This is a genomic window from Corynebacterium sp. HMSC070E08 (assembly GCF_001808895.1).
Lineage (GTDB): Bacteria > Actinomycetota > Actinomycetes > Mycobacteriales > Mycobacteriaceae > Corynebacterium > Corynebacterium hiratae.
On the sequence record NZ_KV794723.1, the window covers coordinates 49353 to 75323 of the forward strand.

Sequence of the window (25971 nt, forward strand, 5' to 3'; positions counted from 1 at the left end):
TCCTCATGCGAAAATCCGAATCACGTACCGCGGCGGCGCTCAGCGCGCTGGCCTCGGTCATCGTGATCGGAGTTTTCTCGTTTTGGGGCGGCTTCGCGCGCCGCTGGATTTCCGATGACGGCCTCATCGTCCTGCGCACCGTGCGCAACCTGGAGGAGGGCAACGGCCCCGTTTTCAACGCGGGCGAGCGCGTGGAGGCCAATACCTCGACGCTGTGGCAGTACCTCATCCTGCTTGCCCGCTGGGTCACCAACGCCCCGCTGGAGTCCATCGCCGTCAACCTGGGATTGCTTCTGGCGGTCGCGGCCATGGCGCTGGGGGCGTGGGCCACAGCCCGGGCCTTCTTCCGCTCGGGCCAACTCGCCACACCGCTACTGGCGCCCGCGGGCGCGCTGGTCTACCTCGCGCTGCCCCCGGCCCGTGATTTCTTCACCTCCGGTTTGGAGTGGGGCCTGTCCATCTTCTACCTCGCCGCCCTGTGGGCGTTGCTCCAGCACTGGGCGCAGTCTCACGATAACGCCAGCGCCTACTGGCTGGCGCTGTGGGCGGGATTGTCCTGGCTCGTGCGCCCGGAATTCGCGCTCTACGGCGGACTGGCCGGCCTGCTCCTCTTGGCCGCACATCGCAATTGGAAAGCCTGGCTCGGCATTCTTGGCGCGGCTCTGCCCATCCCGGCGGGTTACCAATTCTTCCGCATGGGCTATTACGGCCTGTTGACGCCGCACACGGCGGTGGCCAAGTCGGCGTCGTCAAGCGCGTGGGGCAGCGGCCTGGACTATGTCGGTGACTTCGTTGGGCCGTATGCCCTGTACCTGCCCGTTCTCGTGCTGGCGGGTGCTGCGCTGTGGACCTTCCGTGCCCACCTGCGCCCGGCGGCCCTGCGAAGCTCCACGACCGTCACTTACCTGCTGGTCGGTGCGGCGGTGGTGCATGTGGTGTACGTGCTGCGCGTCGGCGGTGACTTCATGCACGGCCGCATGCTGCTACTGCCGCTGTTTGCCGCCCTCCTGCCGGTCTTCGTGCTGCCGCTGAGAGGCCTGGTGTCTGTGCTCGCGGCGGCCTTCTGCGCGGTGTGGGCCGTGGTGGTTGTGCTGCGCGGGCACCCCACGGACTGGGAGGCCTACGAGCAGCCGCTGTCCATCGTGGATGAGCGCGACTTCTGGACCTACGCCACGAACCGCGAGGCGGGTTACCCGCCGCGTTCGGCACGGGACTACATGACGATGAAGTTCATGCGCGGATACGGGGAAGCCACCGAAAAGTTGGCGGACGGCGATGCGCTGGGTGTTATCTATGTAGAGGACAAGGAGAAGGACCAGCTCAATTGGCTCACCGTCCCGCGCGAGCCGGGCGCGGAGGAGCCACCGACGGTCTACCTGGTGAACTTGGGCATGACCTCAATGAACGCGCCGCTCAACGTGCGGGTGCTCGACACCATCGGCCTGGCCACCCCGCTGGCCGCGCGCATGCCTCGTGAGGAAGGCGGGCGCGTGGGCCACGACAAGCACCTCGAACTGGAGTGGCAGGCGGCGCTGACCGGCGCGGACATCGAGTACCTCCCGCCGTGGTATGACAAGGAGAAGACTCGGCAGGCGCGGGCGGCGCTGGCGACGCCAGAGGTGCAAGAGCTTGTTGCCTCCTACAGCGAGCCCCTGACGTGGGAGCGCTTCCGCGCGAATTTGGCCTTCTCTTTGACCACGGGGCGCACCCTCATGTTTTCTGCCGATCCGGCCGATTACCCTGCCCACTAGCTTGGGGCGGGCTGGCAAATACCCCCACGGGGAGGCAAAAGTTGCCAGGGTGCGTTACGCTACAAAAGATTCTCGTTATTGATCCGTAACTATCGCTGGCGTGTTGGCGATGTAGTAATGGCAGTAAAAATGTTAAGGAGAAACATGAGTTCACTAAGCTCTGGCCTGCGGACTCGGGTCCTCTCAGTGGTGGCCGCTATCGCCGTGGCCTTGGGCCTGGTCGTGACCGCCGGCACCCAAGAAGCATCCGCAGCTCACCGTGACTGGCTGCGCGCGGACGCCACCGGCACCTGCGAGTGGGATCGCGTTGGCTTCTGGGTGCAGCGCTGCGATGTGTGGTCCCAGGCGATGGGCCGAAACATCCCGGTGCAGATCCAGCCTGCCAAGAACGGCGGCAACGCGGGCCTCTACCTGCTCGATGGTCTGCGCGCGACCGATTCCACCAACGCGTGGATCCATGACGTCAACGCCGCGCGCACCTACGTGGACCACAACATCACCCTGGTGATGCCGGTGGGCGGCGCTGGCTCCTTCTATGCGGACTGGAATGGTCCGGCTACCTATGACCTGGTCAAGCCGGTCAACTACCAGTGGGAGACCTTCCTGACGCAGGAGTTGCCGGCTTACCTTGAGGGCAACTTCGGCGTGGCCCGCAACAATAACTCCATTGCTGGCCTGTCCATGGGCGCTACCGCGGCGATCACCCTCGCCGGCAAGCACCCGGAGCAGTTCCGCCAGGCGCTGTCCTACTCCGGCTACCTCACCACGACGTTGCCGGGAGCCCAGACCTTTATGCGCCTAGCGCTTCTCGACGCCGGCGGCTTCAACATCAACGCCATGTACGGTTCCATCATCAACCCGAAGCGCTTCAGCAATGACCCCTTCAACCTGATCCCGGATCTGGCTGCAAACGGAACGGATGTTTACGTGTCCGCCGCTTCCGGTGTTCCGGGGCCGCTGGATCAACAACGCTACTTGCCGCAGCACATCGCGTCCGGCATGGCGTTGGAAGCTTTCGCCAACGGCACCACCCGCCTGTGGGAGCTCAAGGCTCGGGCGATGGGTGTTCGCCTGCAGACGGATTACCCGGCCCAGGGCCTGCACAACTGGGAGCAGTTCGGTTACCAGCTGGAACGCTCCAAGCCGCAGGTGCTCAACGTTATGAACGCCTGGTAACTAGCTAGCCGCCGTGCCCTTGGGTGTGGCGGCTTTTTCATCCCACCGCTGGGCGTGTCCCCCTACCGAAAGTCTCAAGTTAAACTTAAACTTGAGAACACACTAGACCGCTCACCACGCGTGCGGCGGCGAGTTCCGCAGGAGGGGAACCTGCGGAGCTCGCTCGCGGTACCGCGTGCCCTTATCTCGATATACCCCTTAAAAGGACTCTTCAATGCCGAACACTGCGTCATCTCAGCCTCGCCGGTCCGCTAAGGATTCCGGCCTGCGTTCCCCGTCCGCAGCCCGCAAGGGCCTGACCATCGCTGCGCTGCCCACCGCCGTGGCAGTGGGCTTTGCGTTGCTGCCTATCGCAAACGCGCAGTCCTCAAGCTCCTCGAGCGAGGGCATTACCGACCTGCTGGGAAGCTCTAACTTCTCCGATTCCTTCGCGCCGTCCAACCCGCCGCAGCGTACTCCGGTGGAGACGGAATACCCGAAGATCGAGGGCCTGCCGGAGGGCGTGTCCGTCTCTCGCGTGGAATATCTGACCAACCGCCACCTCAAGGTCTACATCAAGTCCGCCGCCATGCCGGACAAGGAGCAGGTCGTGCAGATTCAGCTTGCGCGCGATTGGTACTCCAGCCCGGACAAGACCTTCCCGGAGGTCTGGGCACTCGACGGCCTGCGCGCCCGTGATGATGAGTCCGGCTGGACCATCGAGACCAACATCCTGTCCCAGTACGCTGACCGCAACGTCAACCTCATCATGCCGGTGGGCGGCGAGTCCTCTTTCTACTCCGACTGGCAGAAGGAAGACAACGGCACCCACTACATGTGGGAGACCTTCCTGATGAAGGAGCTCATCCCGATCCTGGAGAAGGGCTACCGCTCCAACGGCAAGCGCGCCGTGACCGGTATCTCCATGGGTGGTACCGCCGCCATGAACCTGGCCGAGCGCAACCCCTGGGCCTTCAAGTATGTTGGCTCTTTCTCGGGTTACCTCGACACCACCACCACCGGTATGCCGGAGGCCATTACCGCCGCGCAGGCCGATGCCGGCGGATTCACCTCCACCAACATGTGGGGCGATCTCTACTCCCAGGACTGGATCGACCACGATCCGAAGCTGGGTATTGAAAACCTCAAGGACATGAAAGTCTATGTCTCCGCCGGCAACGGTAAGGACGACTACGGCCAACTAGGCTCCGTGGCGAAGGGCCAGGCCAACATGGCCGGCGTGGGCCTGGAAGCAATCTCGCGCATGTCCACCCAGACCTTCGTTGACTACGCCAAGCGCGCCGGCGTCGAGCCGGTCGTCAAGTTCCGCCCGACCGGCGTCCACAGCTGGGAATACTGGCAGTTCGAGATGACCGAGGCATGGCCCTACATCGCCGATTCTCTCGGCTTGGACAAGAGCGACCGTGGTGCGGACTGCACCCCGGTTGGGGCCATCGCTGAGGCCACCAAGTCCGGCATCATCGGCTCCTGCGTGAACAACGAGTATGACGTCGCCGAGCGCGGCAAGGCCCAGGACTTCCAGGCCGGTACCGCCTACTGGTCCCCGGAGACCGGTGCGCACGCCGTTATCGGCCGCATCGGCGCACGCTACTCCGAGCTCGGTGGCCCGACCTCCTGGTTGGGCTTCCCGAAGACCGGTGAGGAGAAGACCCCCGACGGTCGCGGACGCTACGTCCACTTCGAGCATGGCTCCATCTACTGGACCCCGGAGACCGGCGCCTGGCCTATCTCGAAGGACTTCTTCGACGCCTGGGGCAAGAACGGCTTCGAGGGCGGCGACCTCAAGTACCCGGTAGCCGAGCCGAACAAGGTCGGCGACGGCGAGGTCCAGGAGTTCGAGGACGGCGTACTGACCCGCAATCCAGACGGTTCCTTCCACATCGTGCACGGTGCTATCGGCGCGAAGTACAAGGAGCTGAAGGCTGCTGACTCCGAGCTGGGCTTCCCAGTGGGGGAGGAGAAGGCCGTCAACGGCGGCTTCTTCCAGGAGTTCGAGCACGGCAACATCTACTGGTCCATGGACTCCGGCGCGCACTACATCCTCAAGGGCGAGATCTTTGATGAGTGGGGCAAGCACGGCTACGAACAGGGCGAGTTCGGCTGGCCCACCGAGGATTATGCGACGATCCCGGCCGGCGGGCTGACCCAGACCTTCCAGCACGGTGTTATCCGCAAGGTCATGGGTCAGGTTCAGGCGGATAAGAAGTAGGGACGGCCATGCGATTTTTCTCCGCCCGTCCCGTTGTGGCAGCTGGCGCGGCCGTGTTGTTGGCCGCCGGCGCGCTGCTGACCGGCTGCGGTTCCGCCACCGTCGAGGAAGGTGAGGCCACCGCAACGTCGGTGGCGCCGCTGGAGCGCTCCTCGGGGGCGAGCGGTGAATCGTCGGCAAGCAAGGCGTCGGCCAGCTCAGCGTCGGAGTCCCCCTCCGAGCAGAGTGAGCGAGCGCAGGAAGACGAGCCGGAGGACCGCGGCGCGCGCGAGATCTCCGAAATTCCCGCGCCCGCGCCTGAACAAGGCCCGGACCAGGACTTCCTGGCCGCAGTGGCTGAGAAGGGCGTGAACGTCGACGGCGTAGAAGACCAGCTGGTGGGCGCAGCACAAGCCTCCTGCCAGGGCGATACCGTCACCGTGCCCGCGGTGGCTGGGCAGCTCATCGAGCAGGGTCGCAGCGAACTCGGCCACGAAGAACTCGTCCAGCTCATCACCGAGCAGGGCCGCGCGCTCTGCGCTCAGTAATGTGGCAGGGATTTTCCAGTCAATCCCGCACCTTCCCAAGGTAGAAACTTCTTCATGCGTAAAACCATGCGTAACACTCTGACCGTCCTTGCCGTGGTCGTCCTCCTCGCCCTGATCGGCGGGGGAGCGGTTCACTTCCTCAATACCCGCGGGGAAGGGGAACAAGGAAACCTTGCGGAGCCTGCCCCTTCCCAGGAGGAGGACAACACGGCCCCCGAGCAGCCGGACTGGTGCCCGCGCGTGGAATTTATCTCCGCGCCGGGAACGTGGGAATCCGCTGCGGACGATGATCCGATCAACCCGGGGGCGAACCCGAATTCCTTCATGCTGTCGATCACGAATCCCCTGAAGGAGGCCTACGTCCCCGAGGACGTCAAGGTGTGGACACTGCCTTATACCGCGCAGTTTAAGAACATCAACGCGCAGCACGAGATGAGTTATGACGATTCCCGCAATGAGGGCACCTCGCGCCTCGAGGGCGAGCTGACCTACATGCACGAGACCTGCCCGGACACGAAGTTCATCCTGAGTGGCTTTTCGCAGGGTGCGGTCATTGCGGGCGATGTGGCGGACAGGATTGGTGGCGGCAACGGGCCCATCCCCGCAGAGAACGTGGCGGGCGTGGCGCTCATTGCAGACGGCCGGCGCCAAGACGGCGTGGGCATTAACCCGGGCGCGCACGTCGGCGGTGTGGGCGCGGAGATTGCCTTGCAGCCGGTATCGACCTTGATTCAGGGCATCGTTCCGGGCGCCACAATGCGTGGCGAGCGCGCCAATGGCTTCGGAGCGCTGGCGGACCGTACTTTCCAAATCTGCGCGCCGAATGACTCCATCTGCGATGCCCCGCTGGACGTGAGCAACGGGCTCGAACGCGCGCGCGATCTCATCGATGCCAACGGTGTTCATGCACTGTATGCCTACAATCCGGACGTCATCGACGGCGCCACGGCCAACCAGTGGGTGACGCAGTGGGCCAAGGACATCATCGACGCGCAGTAGCGCTTGACGACGTCCCGCCCGCGCGCCATGTAACGTTCGGCACATCCCTTCTGATATTTTCAATGTCAAAAGTACGTGAAGCAGGGGTGCGCGCCCCTCTCTACCCTACGAAGGAGCTTTCCCACATGGACCTGAAAGCCTTGATCGGCCAGTTCTTCGACGAGAAGGGCAACATCGCCCTACCGCCTCACCTCACGTTGGCGGGCCTCGCCGAACACGTCTATGCCGCGGAGCAGCAGGCGGGAATCCCGGATCGCCCGGTGATGCGCCAGTGGGTCTTTAGCGATAACCCGGAGGGAACGCCGCGCGATATCACCCGCTCCCAGGTCAATACCCGAATCAAGGCGGTGGCCGCACGCCTGCAGCAGGTGGGCACAATGGGGGACCGCGTCGCCATCCTGGCGGGCAACTCCCCTGAGTACATCTTCGGCTTCCTGGGCGCGATGTACGCTGGCATGACCCCAATTCCGCTCTATGATCCGAATGAACCCGGCCACACCGATCATCTGCGGGCGGTCTTCGGGGATGCCAACCCGTCGATCGTGCTGACCAACAACCTTTCCGCTGCCGCCAACCGCGCGTACTTCTCGGACCGCCCGGCGGCCGAGCGCCCGCGCATCATTTCCATCGACTCCCTGCCGGATTCGCTGGCGCAGAGCTGGGTCAACCCGTTGGAGACGGAGGAAGGCAAGGCCGCGCTTGCCGCGCTGCAAACCGCGCCGCTGGACCAGCCCGCCTTCCTGCAGTACACCTCCGGTTCCACCCGCACCCCGGCGGGCGTGTTGCTGACTAACCGCAACATCATGACCAACGTGCTGCAGATCTTCACCGCGGTGCAGATCAAGCTGCCGGCCCGCGTGGTGTCCTGGCTGCCGATGCACCACGATATGGGCATCATCCTGGCGGTCTTCGTGACCATCCTGGGCGTCAACTTGGAGATCATGACGCCGCGTGACTTCGTCCAGCAGCCCAAGCGGTGGATTGACCAGCTCAAGCGCCAGCCCATCGATGAGCAGCTGCAGGGAACCTACGCCGTGGTTCCTAACTTCGCCCTCGAGCTCGCTGCGCGCTATGGCGCCCCGGCGGCAGGCGAAGAGGTGGACTTCAGCAAGGTCGATGGCATCGTGATTGGCTCGGAGCCGGTGACGGAGAGCGCGGTGAACTCCTTCTGGGAGGTCTTCGGCAAGGAAGAGTACGGCTTGCGCCGCGATGCCCTGCGCCCGTCCTATGGCATGGCGGAGGCCTCGCTGATTGTGACCACCCCGCAGACTCCGGAGCGCCCGATCATCTCCCACTTCGACCGCGAGCGTCTGGCCGAGGGCGAAGCGGTCATCGTCGAAAAGTCCGCCGACTCCGTGGCCTACGCCTCCTGTGGTCAGAGCGTCGTGGCTCAGCATTTGACCATCGTGGACCCGGAGACCAAGGCCGAGTTGCCGGATGGCTGCGTGGGCGAAATCTGGCTCCACGGTGAAAACCGCGCGGCCGGTTACCTGGACCGCGCGGAGGAAACCGCCTCGACCTTCCACAACACGCTGGGGGAGCGCCTGGCGGAGGGCTCCCGCGTGCCGAACGCGCCGGAGGACAACAACTGGTTGGCCACGGGTGACCTTGCGGCAATCGTGGATAACCAGCTCTACATCACCGGTCGCCTCAAGGACCTCATCGTGGTGGCGGGCCGCAACCACTACCCGCAGGACATCGAAGGCACCGTGCAGGAGGCCTCGGACCACGTGCGTGCGGATTCCATCGCGGCCTTCTCCGTGGAGGGCGGCAGCACCGAGGAGCTCGTGCTGCTCATCGAGCGCGCCGACAACGCCAACCCGGCCGATGACGCCGCCGCTTCCGAAGCCATCCGCTCCGCAGTCTCCGCGCACCACGGGGTGACCCCGGCCGTCATCCAGTGGTTCAACGCTAACGAGATTAAGCGCACCTCCTCGGGCAAGATTGCCCGCCGCGTGGCGAAGAAGAGCTACCTCGCCTCTTAAAGGCTCTGCACCCTCCAACCCCCGTTCCCGCGCTAGCCGTGGGGGCGGGGGTTGCCGCTGCCTGTGGGTATGTCGGTTATGAAACCCAAGTTAACAAAGTGAGATAATCGTCCGATAACCCCTATAGACGCATCGATGTGCGCGCTTTTGTGCTGCGCAAAATCGACCGCACATTTAGTTAGTTTTAGTCCGCGTAAGAAAGCTAGAGATTTATGACTGTTGAAGAGCTTCGTGGCTGGCTGCGCACCTGGGTTGCGCAGACCACCGGCCTGTCGGCAGAGGAAATCACGGACACCAAACCGCTGGAGAATTTCGGGCTGTCCTCGCGCGACGCAGTCGTCCTCTCCGGCGAATTAGAAAACCTTCTCGGGATAAAGCTTGAGCCCACCGTGGCCTACGAGTACCCCACTATCGCGCAGCTGGCCGAGCGTCTCGTCAACGGCGCCGCTGGCGCCCCGGTAGACAGCGCGCCGGGAGCGGGGGCACCACGCTCGACCGCCATCGCGGGCGGGGACATCGCCGTCATCGGCTACGCCGGCCGCTTCCCAGGCGCCAAGAATGTCAACGAGTTCTGGAACATGCTCGTCGAAGGCCGCGCGGGCACCGGCCCGCTGCCCGTCGGCCGCTGGTCGGAGTATTCCTCCGACCCGATTACCAGCGAGAAGATGGAGCAGCAAAACACTGACGGCGGCTATATCGAGGACATCGCCTCCTTCGACGCCGAGTTCTTCGGCCTCTCCCCGCTGGAGGCGGCCAACATGGACCCGCAGCAGCGCATTCTCCTAGAGGTGGCGTGGGAGGCTCTCGAGGATGCCGGGGTGCCCGCCAACCAGCTGCGCGGCACCGCCACCGGTGTCTACATGGGCTCCACCAACAATGACTACGGCATGCTGATTACCGCCGATCCGGCGGAGATGCACCCTTATGCCATGACGGGTACGTCCTCAGCGATCGTGGCTAACCGCCTCTCCTACGCCTTCGACCTGCGCGGCCCTTCCCTCAACGTGGACACCGCCTGCTCGGCCTCCCTCGTAGCGGTCAACCAGGCGGTCAAGGACCTGCGCGTGGGCGCAGCTGATACGGCTCTTGCCGGCGGCGTGAACATCCTGGCCTCGCCGCACGCCTCCATTGGCTTTAGTGAGCTGGGGGTCACCTCGCCCACCAGCGCCATCCACGCCTTCTCCGACGACGCCGACGGCATCGTCCGCGCGGACGCCGCCGGTGTGCTCGTGCTCAAGCGCCTCGAGGACGCCGAGCGCGACGGCGATACCATCCACGCCGTCATCAAGGGCTCCGCAGTCAACTCCGACGGCCATTCCAACGGCCTGACCGCCCCCAACCCAGACGCGCAGGTTGACGTCCTCGAGCGCGCCTACGCCGACGCCGGCATCCGCCCGCAGGACGTCGACTACGTCGAGGCCCACGGCACCGGCACCATCCTCGGTGACCCCATCGAGGCCACCGCGCTCGGCCGCGTGCTGGGCCCGGGCCGCCAACCTTATAACCCGACCCTGCTGGGCTCCGCCAAGACCAACATCGGCCACTCCGAGTCCGCGGCCGGCGTCGTGGGCCTTATCAAGGTCATCGAAGGCATGCGCCACGGCGTTATCCCGCCAAACATCAACTACGTGGGCCCCAACCGCTATATCGACTTCGACGCCGAGCACCTCGAAGTAGTCGAAGACCCGCGCGAGTGGCCGGAGTACTCCGGCCAGAAGATCGCCGGCGTCTCCGGCTTCGGCTTCGGCGGCACTAACGCCCACGTCGTCCTTACCGATTACCGCGGGCTTACCCGCCAGGACGCCCCGCAGGTCGCCATCGGCGAAGGCCACCCGGTGGCCCTGCCCGTTTCTGGCCTGCTGCCCTCGCGCCGCGCCGCAGCTGCAGCCGACTTGGCGGACTACATCGAAGCCGAGAACCCGAACCTGCTCTCCCTGGCCCGCACCCTCGCGCGCCGTAACCATGGGCGTTCGCGTGCGGTAGTAACGGCGTCGTCAAGCGAAGAAGCAGTCAAGCGCCTGCGTCAGGTGTCCGAGGGGACCGTCTCCGTCGGCATCGCCGCGGCGGATTCCCCGACGGTGCACGGCCCGGTGTTCATGTACTCCGGTTTCGGCTCCCAGCACCGCAAGATGGCCAAGGACATGATTGCCCTTTCGCCGCAGTTCCTCGCGCGCTTGGAGGAGCTCGACGCCATCGTGCAGCGCGAATCCGGCTGGTCCATCCTGGAGTTGGTGCGTGATGACGAGCAGACCTATAACACCGAAACTGCGCAGGTGGCCATCACCGCCATCCAGATCGCGCTGACGGACCTGCTGGCCACCTTCGGCGTGCGCCCAACCGGCGTTATCGGCATGTCCATGGGTGAGATCGGCGCGGCCTACGCCGCGGGCGGCATCACGGCGGCCGACGCCATGCTCATCGCCTGCCACCGCGCGCGCCTCATGGGTGAGGGCGAGGCTTCGCTGCCGGAGGACCAACAGGGTGCCATGGCCGTCGTCGAGCTCTCCGCCGAGGAGATCGACGCCCTACCAGGCTCCATCGAGCCCGCCGTCTACACCGGCCCCGGCATGACCACCGTGGGCGGCCCGCGCGAGGAGGTCCTCGCGCTGGTGGAGAAGCTCGACGGCGAGGGCAAGTTCGCCCGCGCGCTCAACGTCAAGGGCGCGGGCCACACCTCCGCTGTGGACCCGCTGTTGGGTGAACTCTATGCGGAAATCGCCGGCATGGAAGCCGCTCCGCTGCACACGACGCTCTTCTCCTCCGTCGACCGCGGCAAGGTCTACCGCCCGGGTGCGGTGCTGCACGATGAGGATTACTGGATCCGCATGACCCGCAAGCCCGTCTACCTGCAGGATGCGACGGAGGCGGCGTTTGCGGCTGGGCACACGCAGATCGTGGAGATCTCCCCGAACCCGATTGCACTCATGGGTCTGATGTCCACCGCCTTTGCCGCGGGCAAGGCGGATGCGCAGCTGCTTTACAGCCTGAAGCGCAAGATGGATCCCACCGAGTCGCTGCTGGACCTGTTGGGCAAGCTCTACGTCACGGGTACTCCGGTGGACTACACCAAGGTCTTTGGTTCCGGTGCGCTTGTCGCCGCCCCGCATACCCGCTTCCGCCGCCAGCGTTTCTGGACCAACGCTCGTCCTTCTTCTGGCGTATCCGGCCTGCCGGGAGCGCGCGTGACGCTGCCGGAGGGCGCGGTGGCGTTCTCCACGAACGCTGACCAGGCGCCGAGCGCGCTGGCCATCCTGGAGGCTGCCGCCGAGGCCGTGACCCCGGGCGCCCACATCGCGGCGAGCGAGGAGCACCTCGACCTGCCCGCGAAGGGCGAGGTCACCACGATTGTTCGCCGCACGCTGGGCGGGCTGTCGTTGGCGGTGCACTACGTGGATGGTGCGACGACCAAGCTCATCGCGGAAGGTTTTGCGTCGACGCTCAACCTTGCCGAACCCGCTGCGGCCCCGGAGCCGAGCCTGCCGCAGGCGGTGACTGCGCCGCAGTTCGCTGACCCCGATGTGGGCGCCGATGCCGTGCGCTGGGACCCGGAGAAGGAGAGCGTGGAGGAGCGCTTGGCGCTCATCGTGTCGGAGTCCATGGGCTACGACGTCTCCGATCTCCCGCGTGAGCTGCCGCTCATTGATCTCGGCCTGGATTCGCTCATGGGCATGCGCATCAAGAACCGCGTGGAGAATGACTTCCAGATTCCGCCGCTGCAGGTGCAGGCGCTTCGCGACGCCTCCCTCGCCGACGTCATCACCATGGTCGAGGAAGCCGTGTCCGAACAGCCCGGTGCTTCCGCGCAGGCGCCGTCCGACGCGGCCGCCGATGCCGCAAGCGCCGAGGCACCTTCCACGCTCACCACGGAAGGCAACTCCACTGAAGACTCGTCTGATGTGAGCGCGAAGGGCGGCGAAGGCGTGGGCGTGGCGCCGCGCGATGCCTCCGAGCGCATGGTCTTCGGCACCTGGGCCACCTTCACCGGTAAGGCCGCGGCCGGAGTGACCTCCGCGCTGCCGCAGGTCAGCGATGAGGTGGCTGAGAAGATTGCCGAGCGTCTCACCGAGCGCGCCGGCATCGAGGTCACCGCGCAACAAGTCTACGAGGCCGAAGCACTGGAGAACCTGGCGGATCTGGTCCGCGAAGGCCTGGAGACCGAGGTCGAGGGCAATATCCGTGTCCTGCGCGAGGCCGATGGCCCCGCCGTCTTCATGTTCCACCCGGCCGGCGGCACCACCGTGGTTTACCAGCCGCTGACTCGCCGCCTGCCTGCCGACGTCGCCGTCTACGGCGTGGAGCGTCTCGAGGGCAGCCTGGAGGATCGCGCCGCCGCCTACATCGAGGACATCCTGCACTACGCGCGCGGCCGTAAGGTCGTGCTCGGCGGCTGGTCCTTCGGTGGCGCGCTGGCTTATGAGGTGGCCTACCAGCTCCAGGAGCGCGCCGCCCGCGGCGAGGATGCGGCCGAGGTGGCCTTCATCGCGCTGCTGGATACCACCCAGCCGGCGCATCCGGCCCCGAAGACGCTGGAGGAAACCAAGGCCCGCTGGGGCCGCTACGCCGCCTTTGCCAAGAAGACCTACGGCCTGGACTTCGAGCCGCCCTACGAGATGCTGGAGACCGTGGGCGAAGATGCTCTCATGGCCATGCTTGCGGAATTCCTCAGCTCCACCGACGCCTCCGAGCACGGCCTGTCCGCGGGCGTGCTGGAGCACCAGCGCGCCTCCTTCGTGGACAACCAGATTCTGGGCTCGCTGGATATGGGACGGTGGGCGTCGGTAAGCGTGCCCGTCATCCTCTTCCGCTCCGAGCGCATGCATGATGGCGCCATCGAGCTCGAGCCGGCCTACGCCGAAGTTAACCCGGACGGCGGTTGGGGCGTTATCGTGAAGGAACTGGAGATTGTGCAGCTGCCGGGTGACCACCTGGCGGTTCCCGACGAGCCGGCTATCGGTATCGTGGGCAAGCACATGGAGGATTGGATCGAGGAGAAGATTCGGAAGTGACTAGCACCGCTGACAAGCTAGCGGACCTGCGCGAGCGCCTCGAGCGCGCCCAGGACCCCGGCAGTGAACGCTCCCGGGCCCGTCGCGATGAGGCAGGGCGCTCGACTCCGCGCCAACGCATTGCCGCGCTTCTCGACGAAGGCTCCTTCGTCGAAACGGGTGCCCTGGGCAAGACCCCCGGCGACCCGGATGCGATTTACTCCGACGGCGTGGTCACCGGTCACGGCCGCATCAACGGCCGCCCGGTGTGCATCTACGCACACGATAAGACCGTCTATGGCGGTTCCGTGGGCGTGACCTTTGGCAAGAAGGTCACCGACATCATGGACCTGGCCATCAAGATTGGTTGCCCAGTTATCGGTATTCAGGATTCCGGCGGTGCGCGCATTCAGGACGCGGTGACGTCTTTGGCCATGTACTCCGAGATTGCCCGCCGCCAGCTGCCGCTGTCCGGCCGCAGCCCGCAGATTTCCATCATGATGGGCAAGTCCGCCGGTGGTGCGGTGTATGCGCCGGTGACCACGGACTTCATCATCGCCGTCGATGGTGAGGCGGAGATGTACGTGACGGGTCCGAACGTGATCAAGGAAGTCACAGGCGAGGAGATCTCTTCCCATGACCTCGGCTCTGCGCGCCAGCAGGAGCTCAACGGCAACGTGTCCGTCGTGGTGCCTTCCGAGGATGAGGCCTTTGACTTGGTGCGCGATTTGCTGGACCACCTGCCGCTGACCTGCTTCGACGAGTCCCCGGTCTTCGACGCACCTACTGATGAGGAGGTGGCTGAGGACACCGAGCTGGATTCCTTCATGCCGGATGACACGAACGCCGGCTACGACATGATGGACCTGCTGACGCAGCTTGGCGACGACGACGAGCTCATCGAAATCCAGGAAAACTACGCCCCCAATGTCATCACCGCCTTTGGGCGTATTGACGGCAAGGCCGTGGGCTTTGTGGCGAATAACCCGATGCATTCGGCGGGCTGTATCGATGCGGATGCCGCCGATAAGGGCGCGCGCTTTATCCGTATCTGCGATGCCTACAACATCCCGCTGGTCTTCGTGGTGGATACGCCGGGCTACCTGCCGGGCGTGGACCAGGAGAAGGCCGGTCTGATTCACCGCGGTGCGAAGTTCGCTTTTGCTGTGGTGGAGGCTACCGTGCCGAAGGTCTCGCTGATTGTGCGCAAGGCTTATGGCGGCGCCTATGCCGTGATGGGTTCGAAGAACCTGACCGGTGATATCAACTTGGCGTGGCCGACGGCCCAGATTGCCGTGATGGGCTCGGCCGCCGCCGTGGTCATGATTGCGGGCAAGCAGCTCGAGGCCGCCGAAACCCCGGAGCACCGCGCCATGACGAAGAAGATGTTCATGGACTTCTACGACGAGACCATGACTGCACCCTATGTCGCCGCGGAGCGTGGCTACCTCGACGGCATGATTAAGCCTTCTGAGTCGCGCTTGGCCCTGCGCCGCGCGCTGCGCCAGCTTGTCGATAAGCAGGAGAAGGACCTGCCCAAGAAGCACACCATCTCCCCGCTCTAGCGTCGTCTGAGCCAGGATAGAGGCTGAAGAAGGCCTGCGGATCGCGCTGAACTTTGTTTCTCGGCGTAACGTGCGGGCCCGTTCTATCCGATAAGTTTAAGGACTAGGAATTCAATCAAAGGAGCACTTCAATGCTGTCTAGCGTTCTTGACCTCAGCGGCGACGTTATCAACCTCGTTATCATGCTGCTCAACCGCGTCGGCGTGACCATTTCTGGCTCGTCCCTGAGCTCGAAGTAGCGTTCGCGCGCACCCCTCTCCGCCACACGTGCGGCTCCCCACTGGACTGATTGCTCAGTCCAACGTGAGCGGCTCAAAAGCGGGGAGGGTTTCTTTATGCCCTGGCTCGTGTGGCCGAGGGAGTCAACGCGCCTTGAGAAGGCGCGGTGCGCTAAAACTCTGAATGCGGGATCGCCGAAGAGCCCTAGGGTCGCGGTGCGACTCAGGGGTGCGGGAATTCCTACCGCAGGTCAGCCCAGACGGGGCTGGGTATCAGCACTGGTGGCCCACCGCCGGGTGGTAGCCACGCCATCCGTCCCTCGATGCGGTCGATGTGCCCGCGATAGGTGGGCCGGGCGGGATCATCATCATTGATCGCGTTGTGGTACTTACACAGCGGGACGAGGTTGTTGATGTTGGTTGGCCCGCCATCTTGCCACCGTCTGATGTGGTGCATCTGGCATTCCGCGGCCGGTTTATTGCACCCGAGCCAGGCGCACGTCGGATGCTCCGCGCTGAGCAGGAGGCGCTGCTTGTCGTTGGCGAAGCGGCTGCCGTAATAGAGATTGACGGGTCCTTCGACGGGGTGGAAGAGCGAGACGAAGCCGCGCTCGGCAAACTGCGTGCGGAGAAACTCCGCGCCGGTCATGGTGCCGCCGTCGGTTGCCTGCAGAATGATGTCGTCACCCTCGCCGCGCACGATCGTGTCGAGCTGATCTAGGCGCACAAGAACGTGCGCATGCAGCACAGGTGTGGGCGCGCCGCCTCCTGCAAAGACTTCGTGGACCGCCTTCAGCAGGTCCGCGGAGGTGGCCTTGAGCGTGCCCACCAGATTCGCAATAGCCCGCGGGCGATCCGTGATGATGAGGCTGTGCATGCCGCCTTTTCGGCGCAGCACCCGCACTCCGGGGCTGGGCTCAGGCCTGAGCTCCGCGAGGCGCCGCTTCGCCACGCCCGCGATCTCACCCGCCGGAGTCTCGCACAGCTCCACTCTCAGGTCCCACGCCTTGCGCGAGTCCTTGACTCGCGCGACATGGCGCTCAATCTGCACCAGCGTATCCAGTGCGTGTTCAGTTTTACGCGCGCGGCGCTGCTTGGCGCTGTAGGCGGTCTGCCCGAAATAGATGCGGTGCAGGCCTTCGAGCTGCCGCGCTACGCGCGGCGTCGCACCCAGCGCGAGCATGTCATCGCGTGTGTGGCCCGCGCACAAAGAAACGACGTGCATGCCGCGAGCGAGTACCCCGAGTAAGTCCCCCAACTTCATGCCCCACACACTAAACCGGGCCGCACACCCCCGCAACCGGAGCGCTAAAAACCCAGCTCAAACAGCCACTCGCAAGGCCCCACAAGGCTGGATCCAGGTGTGTGAGGCCGACAGGTAGCAGGCCATGGAAAACTTGGTGAAGTTCTAGGCACGCGAGCGGGACGCAAAGGCCGCGATGGCTCGCCAGCCAAAGAAGAACAGCGCCGACATCACGGTGGCCACGATGAGGAAGGACCAGTGCGGCAGCCGGCCATTGACCAGCATCCACAGAGCCATGCCGCCAATAATGGCACTCAGCCACACGACGACGCCCTCCCGCCACAGGCCGCTCAGCTTCGCTGCCATGATGATGACCCAGCCCACGAGCGCGCCCACGGTCCACGGCCAGAAGGCATCGACCCAGGAGCTAAAGCTCAGGCCGCCGTGCGCCAGGCGGGCGAGGATGGCGAAGAGGACGAGCGAGATGATGTCGATAAGCGGGGCAACGCGCATTTAGGATTCCTTCCGGTTCAACGCCGCGTAAGAGAAACCATCGCGGGCGTAGTGGGCGAAGTAGATGACCCATCCAATGATAGTGATCAGCGCAAAGGAAATAAGCCGGTAGATGATGGCCGCGGAGGTGGCATGCACCGCGGTGAGGCCCGTCGCCACCAGCGGGGCGATGAGCGCGGCCTCCACCGTACCCACGCCACCCGGGGTGACCTGCGCGGAGCCAGCCAGCTTCGCCGCCAGGAAGGCCAGTGCGACGCCTGCCAGGGTGGTGTGGTCGGCGCCGGCACGCAGCCACGGAATCTCGCCGGTTACCGCCCACACCGAAGCCCACAGGGCGGCCATATCGGCCAGGCGGTGCACAAGGGAGGCCCCGGCAACCACAGCGAAGGGGCCACGCGAAAGGTGGACCTCGCCGAGGTTGCGCACCTCCTGGATCGCGCGGTCCCGCTTGGGGCCGGGCCGCAGCTTGCGCAGCCAGCGCTCAAGAGTCACCGGGTGTGAGGTCAGCCAGAAGATGCCGCCGAGTGCCGCGAGCATGAGGACAACCGTGGTGATCAACGAGCCCAAAGCCATGTCGGCGTTGAGGAAAAACACCCCGCCGAGCCCAATGAGCGCGAGGAACATCGAGCTAATGATCGAGGACAAAAACAGGAAGTAGCTACACAGCGCTACCGACGCACCCCAGCGACGCTGCACCTGGAAGGTGAGCAAAGCCGAAAAGGCAGGGCCCGCCGGCAGAGTCGTGGACCAGGCATTCGAGGCCAGCGTGATGGCGTAGGTTTCGCGCAGCGGCACCTTGACGCCGCCGGCGCCGATGAGCCGCTTCATCACCTCCGCCATGCCCGCGATGGACAGCAGCGCGAAGAACACCACCAGCACCACGGGGAAAGGTTCAGCGTGGCGCAGGCGGCGCAATCCCTCGGAGATAAAGTCCAGCTGGTCGCGGAAGAACCACGCCAGCGCGGCCAGAATCAGAAGGGAGATTATCCAGGTCAGCCAGTTCTTCTTATTCATCGACCGTCCGTGGACTTCAGGCGCTGCACCAGCTCGGAGAAGGGGATGAGCTCGGTGTCGGTGTCGGCGCTGCGGTCCCCGCGTACAGGAGCTTCGCTTGCCGACGCCTCCTCCGTCCGCACCTCAGGATCCTCCGGTGTGCCTGCCTGCTCGGTAGGCGCGGCCTCTTCATCGCTCAGCGCTGGGGTGGTGGGCGCCGGTGCAGCAGCGGATGCGGTGGCCAGGGCCGGCTCGGCAGCCGGGGCGTTGTCGCCGCCGAGGCGATGGGTTAGGCGGGTGAGGAAGCGCGGGGCCCACCAGTTGTCCTCGCGCAGCAGGTGCATGACGGCGGGGACGAGGAGCATGCGGACGATGGTGGCGTCGATAAGCAGTGCAAAAATCATGCCGAAGGCGATGTACTTCATCATCACGATGTCGGAGAAACCGAAGGCACCTGCGACCACGATCATGATGAGCGCGGCCGCCGTGATGATGCCACCGGTGTGCGCGGTGCCCGCAGCGATGGCCTCGTCCGTGGAAGCGCCGCGGCGGCGGGCCTCGACCATGCGCGAGACCAGGAAGACCTCGTAGTCCGTGGACAGACCAAAGACGATGGCGATGATGAGCACCAAAATCGGGCTCATGAGCGGGCCGGCGGTGAAGTTGAGCAGGTCGGAACCGAGGCCATCGACGAACATGAGCGTTAAGATACCCAGCGTGGCACCTAGGGAGAGCAGCGTCATGATGATGGCCTTCAGCGGCAGGATGAAGGAGCCGAAGACCAGCGCCATGAGGAGGAAGGTGGCCAGCACCACGTAAAGCGCCATCCAAGGGAGGGTCTCAAAGAGCGCGTCGAGGGATTCGACCTCCATGGCCGGGGTGCCGCCAACATACAGCTCCACGCCCTCCGGTGCCTCGATGTTCTCGAGTTCGTGGACGATGCGCCCGTAATCCTCGCGGTCCTGAATGCCGGCGCCGAGGACGGTGGTGCCGTCGACGGTCGCGGTCTTCGGGCCCATCGGCTCGGTCAGACCCTGGATGGATCGGGCTTGCATGACGACGTCGACAAGCTGCTCATTCGTGGCATTCTTCACCACGAGCTTGACCGGCTCGGTGCGGAAGGAGGGGAATTGCTCGTTGAACTGGTCCTGCGCCACGCGCGCGTCCTGGTTGGGTGGCAGGTAGGTCTCGTTGATGCCGCCGAATTTCACGCCCAGCACCGGCAGGGTCAGCGCGATGAGCAGCGCGCAGATGGCGGTGGTCATCAGACCCGCCCGGCCCATGGCCCAGCGCGGCATCCGGTACCACCACGTGTCTTCGATGCGGCGCCCGCGGCGCGAGGTTTTGCGCACGGTCCACTTATCGATGTTGGGCCCCAGCATGCCAAAGAGCGAGGGCAGCACCGTCACCGACAGCAGTGCCGCCAGCCCCACCGCGGAGATGGAGCCGTAGGCCACGGATTTGAGGAAGGCTTGGGGGAAGAGGAAGAGTCCGGAGAGGGACACGGCCACCATGGCGGCGGAGAAGACTACAGTTTGGCCGGCAGTAGCGGTGGTGATCGCCACTGCCTCTTTCGTATCGCGTCCCTTGTCCAGCTCCTCACGGAAGCGCGACACCATGAACAGGCCATAGTCGATGGCCAGGCCCAACCCCAGCAGCGTGACGACGGCCTGTGCGAACACGTTGACCTGCTGGAAGCCAGCCAGGATGGAAAGAATGCCTAGCGAGCCCAGGATGGACAGCCCGCCCACGACGAGCGGCATGAAGGCCGCGACGACGGAGCCGAAGACCACGAGGAGCAGCAGGCCGACAAGCGGCAGGGCGGCCTTCTCCGCGCGGGAGATGTCCTTGGACATGCCCTCATCCAGCGCATCGGCCACCGCGGTGGCACCCGCTACCTGCACGGGCAGCCCGCTGGAGTGCAGCGAATCCTCGATGGCGCGGAAATCCTTGAGCGTTTGCTCGCCGTCGCCCTTCAGCCCGATGGCGGCGAAGGCCGTGGAGTGATCCTGCGTGATGAGGTTCGGGTTGCGCTTATCAAAGTAGCTGGTGACGGAGTCGATCTGCTCCGGATACTGGGTCTGGAGCTCATCCAGGAAGGCCTTGGCCTCGGCGGCGTGGGCATCGGGGTCGTCGAAAAGCAGGATGACGTCGCCGGAATTGTCGCGGCCGAAGGTCTCCAACTCGATCTGTGCCGCGCTTGTCGACGCCGCCCCCGGGTCTTCCCAGCCCTCCTGGCTCATGCGCTCCTCAAGGCGCGTGCCGAAGCCAAAGAAGAGGCCCAGGATGAGCCCGACGATGAGGAGCGGGATGACCTTGCGGTGGGCGTAGGAGAAACGGCCCCAAGAATAAAACATGCGGCTCCTAACTGTGCTCGGGCGCGCGGTCCGGAAGCAGCGCGGACAGCGGGCGGAAAGGCTGCAGCCAGGCGCCGCCTGGAGGCAGATTATCCAGGTTAACGCGCGGCAGCGGCTCGCGGAAAACGCCCTCGATGTCTTCGAGGTCGACGAACTCGATATCGGGGTGGGTCAGCGCCCACGACGCGTGCTCGTGGAAACCGAGCACGCAGGTGGGCAGACCGGAAGCTGAGAGCTGTTCCAGCAGGTGCTGGAAGTTTTGGCCATCGGCAGAGGCCACGATGACACCGGAGAGATCCTCGCGGTTGGCTTTGATGTATTCGACCATGTCGGGGTCGACATCATCGTCCTCGTGGAGCTTTGGCTTGGCAAACACGGCGAAGCCGACGTTGCGGATGGCCTCCACCCAGGGGCGGATGACGTCGGCGCCGCCGGGGCTGACGTTGGTGAAGACGGCGGCTTCGGGGGTGGCGTCGTTGTCAAAGGCCAGCTCCACCAGCCAGCGGCCGATGGCGTCGAAGCGTGGTCGGTAGGCGGCGGTGGGGCGCCCGCCGAGGATGGCGCCGAGGCCCATGTCCATGTTGGGTGCGTCCCACACCAGAAGGTAGGTGCCGGCCATTACTTCTTCTCCCACAGGTACTCGGTGATGACGTGTTCCTTATCTAAGCCCTTGCCCTCAAATTTGGTGATGACCTGGCGGTCGGTGAGGATGGGGCACTCCGGCCAGGGCCAGCCCTTGTAGTCGAGGGAGGGCTCGACCTCAACGAGCTCGTTGATCCACTCGGCGTAGCCGGCGTGGTCGGTGGCCACGTGGAGCACGCCGCCGGGCTTCAGGCGGGAAGCAAAGAGGTTGAGCGTGCCGGATTGGATGATGCGGCGCTTGTGGTGGCGGGCCTTGGGCCACGGATCCGGGAAGAAGATGCGGATGCCGTCGAGGGACTCGGGCGCGAACATGCGCATGAGAACCTCGATGCCATCGCCGCGGACCATGCGGATGTTCTCAATGTCGTTACGCACGATGGAGCCCAGCAGCTTGGCCAGGCCCGGCTTGTAAAGCTCGACGGCGATGATGTTGGTGTCCTGCTCGAGTGGCGCCATGGCTGCGGTTGAAGTACCGGTTCCGGAGCCGATCTCGACGATGGTCTTCGCCCCCTCGCGGCCGAACCAGGCGGGGATGTCGAGGGGTTCGTCGGCAAGCAGGCGCCCCAACTGAGGCCAGTGCTCCTCGAAGAGGGCGTTCTGGTTGTCAGTGAGGGTGCCGCGACGGAAGGTCACGTTGCCGAGGCGTGGGTAGTCCAAATCATTATTGAACTCGGCGTTGAAATCCGTCTGGAGGCCGCGGCCGTGAGGCATCTGCGCGGCGGGATTCTGGGAGGAGTCTGCACTATTCATCAGTTGACATTGTTCCCTTAAGCAGGGGTGAGGGGCAACGTGCCGCGCCGTGGAGGGCGGAGGGGCGTCCAGGTGGAGGCCACACAGGACGCCGTGGGGGTAGCGGGACGGGCGTACGGGATGGACAACCCAAAGAAAATCCACCCCTGTGCGGGGGTATCTTTGGTGGCCACGTGCCCTAATTCACACTTCGCTGTCCTCGGCATAGTCGGCATGAGCTGGGTGGATATAACCGGGGTGGCGGGCATTACACGTTCTGTTATCACCAGTATCCGTACTCTGGTTGGTGAAACGTCGATAGGGGAAACCTTCGGCGATATAAAGCACCCTGGCCACACCGACCACAGGAGAATGTGAGATGACCGCAACCATTAAGGGCCTTGTAGGTGAACTGCCCACGAAGAACGAGAAGCTTATTTCGTGGATCAGTGAGAGTGTCGAGCTCTTCCAGCCGGAAGAGGTCGTCTTCGTAGATGGCTCCCAGGAGGAGGCTGACCGTCTCGCCGCTGAGCTCGTGGAGAAGGGCACCCTGATTAAGCTCAACGAGGAGAAGCGCCCGAACTCCTACCTGGCGCGCTCGAACCCGTCGGATGTCGCGCGCGTGGAGTCCCGCACCTTCATCTGCACCGAGACCGCCGAGGACGCCGGCCCGACCAATAACTGGGCCCCGCCGGCAGCCATGAAGGAAGAGATGACCGAGGCCTTCCGTGGCTCCATGAAGGGCCGCACCATGTATGTGGTGCCTTTCTGCATGGGCCCCATCAGCGACCCGGACCCGAAGCTCGGCGTGCAGCTTACTGATTCCGCTTATGTCGTGCTCTCCATGCGCATCATGACCCGCATGGGTCAGCAGGCTCTGGACAAGATTGGTGAGAACGGCGATTTTGTCCACGCCCTGCACTCCGTTGGTGCTCCGCTGGAGCCGGGCCAGGAGGATGTCGCGTGGCCGTGCAACGAGAAGAAGTACATCACGCAGTTCCCGGCGACCAAGGAGATTTGGTCCTACGGCTCCGGCTACGGCGGCAATGCCATCCTGGCCAAGAAGTGCTACGCGCTGCGTATCGCTTCCGTCATGGCGAAGGAAGAGGGCTGGATGGCAGAGCACATGCTCATCCTCAAGCTCACCAACCCGGAGGGTAAGAAGTACCACATCGCGGCCGCCTTCCCGTCTGCCTGCGGTAAGACCAACCTGGCCATGATCGCCCCGACCATCCCGGGCTGGAAGGCTGAGGTTGTGGGCGATGACATCGCCTGGATGAAGCTGCGCGAGGACGGCCTGTACGCAGTCAACCCGGAGAACGGCTTCTTCGGTGTGGCGCCGGGCACCAACTACGACTCCAACCCGATTGCCATGAAGACGATGGAGCCGGGCAACACCCTGTTCACCAACGTCGCGCTGACCGACGACGGCGATGTCTGGTGGGAGGAAATGGGCGAGGCCCCGGAGCACCTCATCGATTGGCGCGGCAACGATTGGACCCCGGCTTCCACCACCAAGGCGGCGCACCCGAACTCCCGCTACTGCGTGCCGATTACGCAGTGCCCGTCTGCTGCTCCGGAGTTTGATGACTGGAAGGGCGTCAAGATTGACGCCATCCTCTTCGGTGGCCGCCGCGCGGATACCGTCCCGCTGGTGACCCAGGCCTTCGACTGGAACCACGGCACCATGATCGGCGCCCTGCTCTCCTCTGGCCAGACCGCTGCCGCTGAGGGCAAGGTCGGCGCCCTGCGCCATGACCCGATGGCCATGCTGCCGTTCATGGGCTACAACGCCGGTGACTACCTGCAGCACTGGGTAGATATGGGCGAAAAGGGCGGCGACCGCATGCCGGAGATCTTCCTGGTCAACTGGTTCCGCCGTGGTGAGGACCGCCGCTTCCTGTGGCCGGGCTTCGGCGAGAACTCCCGCGTTCTCAAGTGGATTGTGGACCGCATCGAGGGCAACGTCGACGCTGTTGAGACCGTCGTGGGCCACACCGCCCGCCCGGAGGATATCGACCTCACCGGCCTGGACTTCGACATTGAAGACGTCCGCGAGGCACTTGCCGTGAACCCGGCCGATTGGGCTGGCGACATGGAAGACAACAAGGAGTACCTGACCTTCCTGGGCTCCCGCGTGCCGTCTGAGGTGTGGGACCAGTTCAAGGCCCTCAAGGAGCGCGTTGAGGCTGCCTCCTAACGCCGCTTTCCGCGCCGCTGCTTTCCGACGCCCCTCCACCCAGCGGTGGCGGGGCGTCGCCGCGTTCTGGCATGTTAGGTTGGCCACAATAAGGTTAGGGTAACCTTTTAAATGGAGAAAGTCTCGCATATTCTGGCTGTATGACAACTTCTTCTTTGCCCATGCACGATCGTCCCGACTCCGAGGTTGGTGGACACTGGCTCCTCGCCCGCCTGGGAAAGAAGGTGTTGCGCCCCGGCGGGCTGGAGATGACCACCACGCTAATCGACGCCGCCGAGCTGAAAAACAAGGACGTGGTGGAGCTGGCCCCTGGACTCGGGCTCACTGCCCGCCAGATCGTGGCGGAAGGCCCGCGCAGCTACACCGGTGTGGACGAGGATCCTGATGCCGTGGCGCGCACGAAGGCCAGCCTCGCCGGCGCTTCCTCGGCTACCGTGGTGGTCAATGACGCCAAGGCCACGGGTTTGCCGGATAACAGCACGGATGTCGTCTTTGGCGAAGCCATGCTCACCATGCACGGCGAGAAGGGGAAGGCCGCGATCATGGCGGAGGCGTTCCGTATCCTGCGCCCGGGCGGCAGGTATGTCATCCATGAGCTGTGCCTGGAGCCGGACACGCTTGACGACGCCCAGAAGCTCGAGATCCGCCGCGCGCTGGCCACGTCCATCCGCGTCAACGCCCGCCCGCTGACCACAAAGGAATGAGACGGCGTGGCACGGGAGGCTGGCTTCGAGGTGACTGAGCGCCACTATGCAGATATGGCGCTGCTGCGCGCCAAGCGCAACTTGCAGGACGAGGGTGTGCTGGGCGTGGCGCGTATCGCCTTTAACGTCTTGCGCATGCCCGACGCCCGCCGCCGCGTTTTCGCGATGCGTTCGGTGTTCAACAAATACAGCGACAACCTGCAGGCCATCGGCGTGGTGCTGACCAAGCCGGCCGCGACTGCTCAATGAGTTTCGGTGAGAGCGGTGACGTTGCCGGCGGCGTGCCGGACGGCGTGATGGAGGCCCGCCCACGTGGGATCAGCTGGCCCACGGTTGGCGTATCTGTGGTGAGCAGTTGCGTCGCCGCTGCGCTGGTCTTGGGTTTCGGCGTGCAGCTCAGCCAAGGCAAGTGGGAACAGGCGGCAGCCCAGGGTGCCGCGATGACGCAGCCAGCCGAACCGAGCGTGCCCGTGAGCAGCGACTCCGCAGCGCCGGCGGCTGCGGCAACAACGGCACCAACAACGGCGGCGTCCGCGGCGTCGCCAAGCGTTGCGCAGGACGCCCCCGCTGTGGCGTTGGAACCGGCACCGCAGGAGAATCAAGCGGCAGACCCAGCGCCAGAGCAGGCGGTGGATGAGACGGTGGAGGACCCCAACACCGGCTGGTACCCCAGTGGGGATTTCAGCGCGAGCTTTGCGGCTACTAACCCGGAGCCGACGCTCGATGACCTTAACGGCGTCCTGCACGCGCTCGTGGCCACGCCGGGATCCGATGCGGACAAGGCACACAACCTCGAGGCTGGTCTGCCGGGGACGGTGGTGCCGAGAACCATTTACAACCTGGGGATATTCCGTCCGCCGCTGGGCTGGAAGCGGATTAGCGGGCCACTGACGGTGGAGGGGAACACCGCGAGTGCCACGCTCAACGCGAGCTCGGCCGGGCGTCCCACGCTCTCGTTGCGGGTGGAGTTCCGCTACCTCGACGGGCGCTGGAAGCTGGCCACGAACTCGCTGCGCAACGGCATCGATGCGGTGGGCCTGCCCATCGCGGGCGCGTTTTAAGGCGGCGGCGTGATTGACGTTGACAACCTGAGCCACTGGTATGGCTCGCGCCGCACAGCCGCGCCTGTGCGCGACCTTTCTTGGCCCTTCCGGTTTTAGAGTGCGTTGATTTTG

The 25971-nt window shown here is 64.8% G+C and carries 16 protein-coding genes and 1 pseudogene; 11 read left to right on the forward strand and 6 right to left on the reverse strand.

The window, feature by feature from the left end:
* The first annotated feature begins 5 nt into the window (after nucleotides 1-5).
* The 8 genes from HMPREF2526_RS00390 (at nucleotide 6) to HMPREF2526_RS00425 (ending at nucleotide 15197) form a co-directional block, all read left to right on the forward strand.
* Nucleotides 6-1751 (forward strand): arabinofuranosyltransferase AftB family protein, encoded by a 1746-nt coding sequence (locus HMPREF2526_RS00390; protein WP_070545141.1) that lies wholly within the window; start codon nucleotides 6-8, stop codon nucleotides 1749-1751.
* 144 nt (nucleotides 1752-1895) lie between these two features.
* Nucleotides 1896-2927, forward strand: coding sequence for an alpha/beta hydrolase (locus HMPREF2526_RS00395; protein WP_210384376.1), 1032 nt, complete (start codon nucleotides 1896-1898; stop codon nucleotides 2925-2927).
* Between the two features lie 295 nt (nucleotides 2928-3222).
* On the forward strand, nucleotides 3223-5136 hold the full coding sequence (locus HMPREF2526_RS00400; RefSeq protein ID WP_371326136.1) for an alpha/beta hydrolase-fold protein: 1914 nt from the start codon (nucleotides 3223-3225) through the stop codon (nucleotides 5134-5136).
* Between the two features lie 8 nt (nucleotides 5137-5144).
* Nucleotides 5145-5663 carry a hypothetical protein gene (locus HMPREF2526_RS00405; protein WP_049156931.1) on the forward strand — a complete coding sequence of 173 codons (519 nt, stop codon included), beginning with the start codon at nucleotides 5145-5147 and terminating at the stop codon, nucleotides 5661-5663.
* Nucleotides 5664-5729: 66 nt separating this feature from the next.
* Nucleotides 5730-6662, forward strand: coding sequence for a cutinase family protein (locus HMPREF2526_RS00410; RefSeq protein ID WP_070545173.1), 933 nt, complete (start codon nucleotides 5730-5732; stop codon nucleotides 6660-6662).
* Between the two features lie 125 nt (nucleotides 6663-6787).
* Nucleotides 6788-8647, forward strand: coding sequence for a FadD32-like long-chain-fatty-acid--AMP ligase (locus tag HMPREF2526_RS00415; RefSeq protein ID WP_070545144.1), 1860 nt, complete (start codon nucleotides 6788-6790; stop codon nucleotides 8645-8647).
* A gap of 212 nt (nucleotides 8648-8859) precedes the next feature.
* On the forward strand, nucleotides 8860-13653 hold the full coding sequence (locus HMPREF2526_RS00420) for a type I polyketide synthase (protein ID WP_070545146.1): 4794 nt from the start codon (nucleotides 8860-8862) through the stop codon (nucleotides 13651-13653).
* Nucleotides 13650-15197 carry an acyl-CoA carboxylase subunit beta gene (locus HMPREF2526_RS00425; protein ID WP_070545148.1) on the forward strand — a complete coding sequence of 516 codons (1548 nt, stop codon included), beginning with the start codon at nucleotides 13650-13652 and terminating at the stop codon, nucleotides 15195-15197. Before HMPREF2526_RS00420 ends, HMPREF2526_RS00425 begins: the two co-directional genes overlap by 4 nt.
* Before the next feature lie 459 nt (nucleotides 15198-15656).
* On the opposite strand, the gene HMPREF2526_RS00430 is transcribed toward HMPREF2526_RS00425, so the two are convergent.
* The 6 genes from HMPREF2526_RS00430 to trmB all read right to left on the reverse strand — a co-directional run bounded on the left by HMPREF2526_RS00430 (nucleotide 15657) and on the right by trmB (nucleotide 21913).
* On the reverse strand, nucleotides 15657-16715 hold the full coding sequence (locus tag HMPREF2526_RS00430) for an HNH endonuclease signature motif containing protein (RefSeq protein ID WP_246819831.1): 1059 nt from the start codon (nucleotides 16713-16715) through the stop codon (nucleotides 15657-15659).
* Between the two features lie 108 nt (nucleotides 16716-16823).
* Nucleotides 16824-17171, reverse strand: coding sequence for a DUF3054 domain-containing protein (locus tag HMPREF2526_RS00435; RefSeq protein ID WP_070517724.1), 348 nt, complete (start codon nucleotides 17169-17171; stop codon nucleotides 16824-16826).
* Nucleotides 17172-18185 (reverse strand): lysylphosphatidylglycerol synthase transmembrane domain-containing protein, encoded by a 1014-nt coding sequence (locus HMPREF2526_RS00440; protein ID WP_070545153.1) that lies wholly within the window; start codon nucleotides 18183-18185, stop codon nucleotides 17172-17174.
* Nucleotides 18182-20521 (reverse strand): MMPL family transporter, encoded by a 2340-nt coding sequence (locus tag HMPREF2526_RS00445; protein WP_070545155.1) that lies wholly within the window; start codon nucleotides 20519-20521, stop codon nucleotides 18182-18184. Before HMPREF2526_RS00445 ends, HMPREF2526_RS00440 begins: the two co-directional genes overlap by 4 nt.
* 7 nt (nucleotides 20522-20528) lie before the next feature.
* Nucleotides 20529-21140 (reverse strand): NYN domain-containing protein, encoded by a 612-nt coding sequence (locus HMPREF2526_RS00450; protein ID WP_070545158.1) that lies wholly within the window; start codon nucleotides 21138-21140, stop codon nucleotides 20529-20531.
* Nucleotides 21140-21913, reverse strand: a complete 774-nt coding sequence (trmB, locus tag HMPREF2526_RS00455) for a tRNA (guanosine(46)-N7)-methyltransferase TrmB (protein ID WP_070545160.1) — start codon at nucleotides 21911-21913, stop codon at nucleotides 21140-21142. The genes HMPREF2526_RS00450 and trmB overlap by 1 nt, the downstream gene beginning before the upstream one ends.
* A gap of 358 nt (nucleotides 21914-22271) precedes the next feature.
* Between trmB and HMPREF2526_RS00465 the strand changes: the two genes are divergently transcribed.
* From HMPREF2526_RS00465 to HMPREF2526_RS00475, 3 genes and pseudogenes are all read left to right on the forward strand, one after another.
* Nucleotides 22272-24092 carry a phosphoenolpyruvate carboxykinase (GTP) gene (locus tag HMPREF2526_RS00465; RefSeq protein ID WP_070545164.1) on the forward strand — a complete coding sequence of 607 codons (1821 nt, stop codon included), beginning with the start codon at nucleotides 22272-22274 and terminating at the stop codon, nucleotides 24090-24092.
* A 140-nt stretch (nucleotides 24093-24232) separates the two neighbouring features.
* Nucleotides 24233-25045: pseudogene (locus HMPREF2526_RS00470) on the forward strand (class I SAM-dependent methyltransferase).
* Nucleotides 25042-25857, forward strand: a complete 816-nt coding sequence (locus HMPREF2526_RS00475) for an MTB12 C-terminal domain-containing protein (RefSeq protein WP_053089094.1) — start codon at nucleotides 25042-25044, stop codon at nucleotides 25855-25857. Before HMPREF2526_RS00470 ends, HMPREF2526_RS00475 begins: the two are co-directional and overlap by 4 nt.
* The last annotated feature ends 114 nt before the right edge of the window (nucleotides 25858-25971 follow it).

Excerpts from the sequence above, each read along its gene's own strand:
- HMPREF2526_RS00420 (WP_070545146.1), top strand. The coding sequence starts at position 8,860 with ATGACTGTTGAAGAGCTTCGTGGCTGGCTGCGCACCTGGGTTGCGCAG.
- HMPREF2526_RS00445 (WP_070545155.1), bottom strand. The coding sequence starts at position 20,521 with ATGTTTTATTCTTGGGGCCGTTTCTCCTACGCCCACCGCAAGGTCATC.
- HMPREF2526_RS00395 (WP_210384376.1), top strand. The coding sequence starts at position 1,896 with ATGAGTTCACTAAGCTCTGGCCTGCGGACTCGGGTCCTCTCAGTGGTG.
- HMPREF2526_RS00390 (WP_070545141.1), top strand. The coding sequence starts at position 6 with ATGCGAAAATCCGAATCACGTACCGCGGCGGCGCTCAGCGCGCTGGCC.
- HMPREF2526_RS00405 (WP_049156931.1), top strand. The coding sequence starts at position 5,145 with ATGCGATTTTTCTCCGCCCGTCCCGTTGTGGCAGCTGGCGCGGCCGTG.
- HMPREF2526_RS00410 (WP_070545173.1), top strand. The coding sequence starts at position 5,730 with ATGCGTAACACTCTGACCGTCCTTGCCGTGGTCGTCCTCCTCGCCCTG.
- trmB (WP_070545160.1), bottom strand. The coding sequence starts at position 21,913 with ATGAATAGTGCAGACTCCTCCCAGAATCCCGCCGCGCAGATGCCTCAC.
- HMPREF2526_RS00465 (WP_070545164.1), top strand. The coding sequence starts at position 22,272 with ATGACCGCAACCATTAAGGGCCTTGTAGGTGAACTGCCCACGAAGAAC.
- HMPREF2526_RS00450 (WP_070545158.1), bottom strand. The coding sequence starts at position 21,140 with ATGGCCGGCACCTACCTTCTGGTGTGGGACGCACCCAACATGGACATG.
- HMPREF2526_RS00475 (WP_053089094.1), top strand. The coding sequence starts at position 25,042 with ATGAGTTTCGGTGAGAGCGGTGACGTTGCCGGCGGCGTGCCGGACGGC.
- HMPREF2526_RS00435 (WP_070517724.1), bottom strand. The coding sequence starts at position 17,171 with ATGCGCGTTGCCCCGCTTATCGACATCATCTCGCTCGTCCTCTTCGCC.
- HMPREF2526_RS00415 (WP_070545144.1), top strand. The coding sequence starts at position 6,788 with ATGGACCTGAAAGCCTTGATCGGCCAGTTCTTCGACGAGAAGGGCAAC.
- HMPREF2526_RS00440 (WP_070545153.1), bottom strand. The coding sequence starts at position 18,185 with ATGAATAAGAAGAACTGGCTGACCTGGATAATCTCCCTTCTGATTCTG.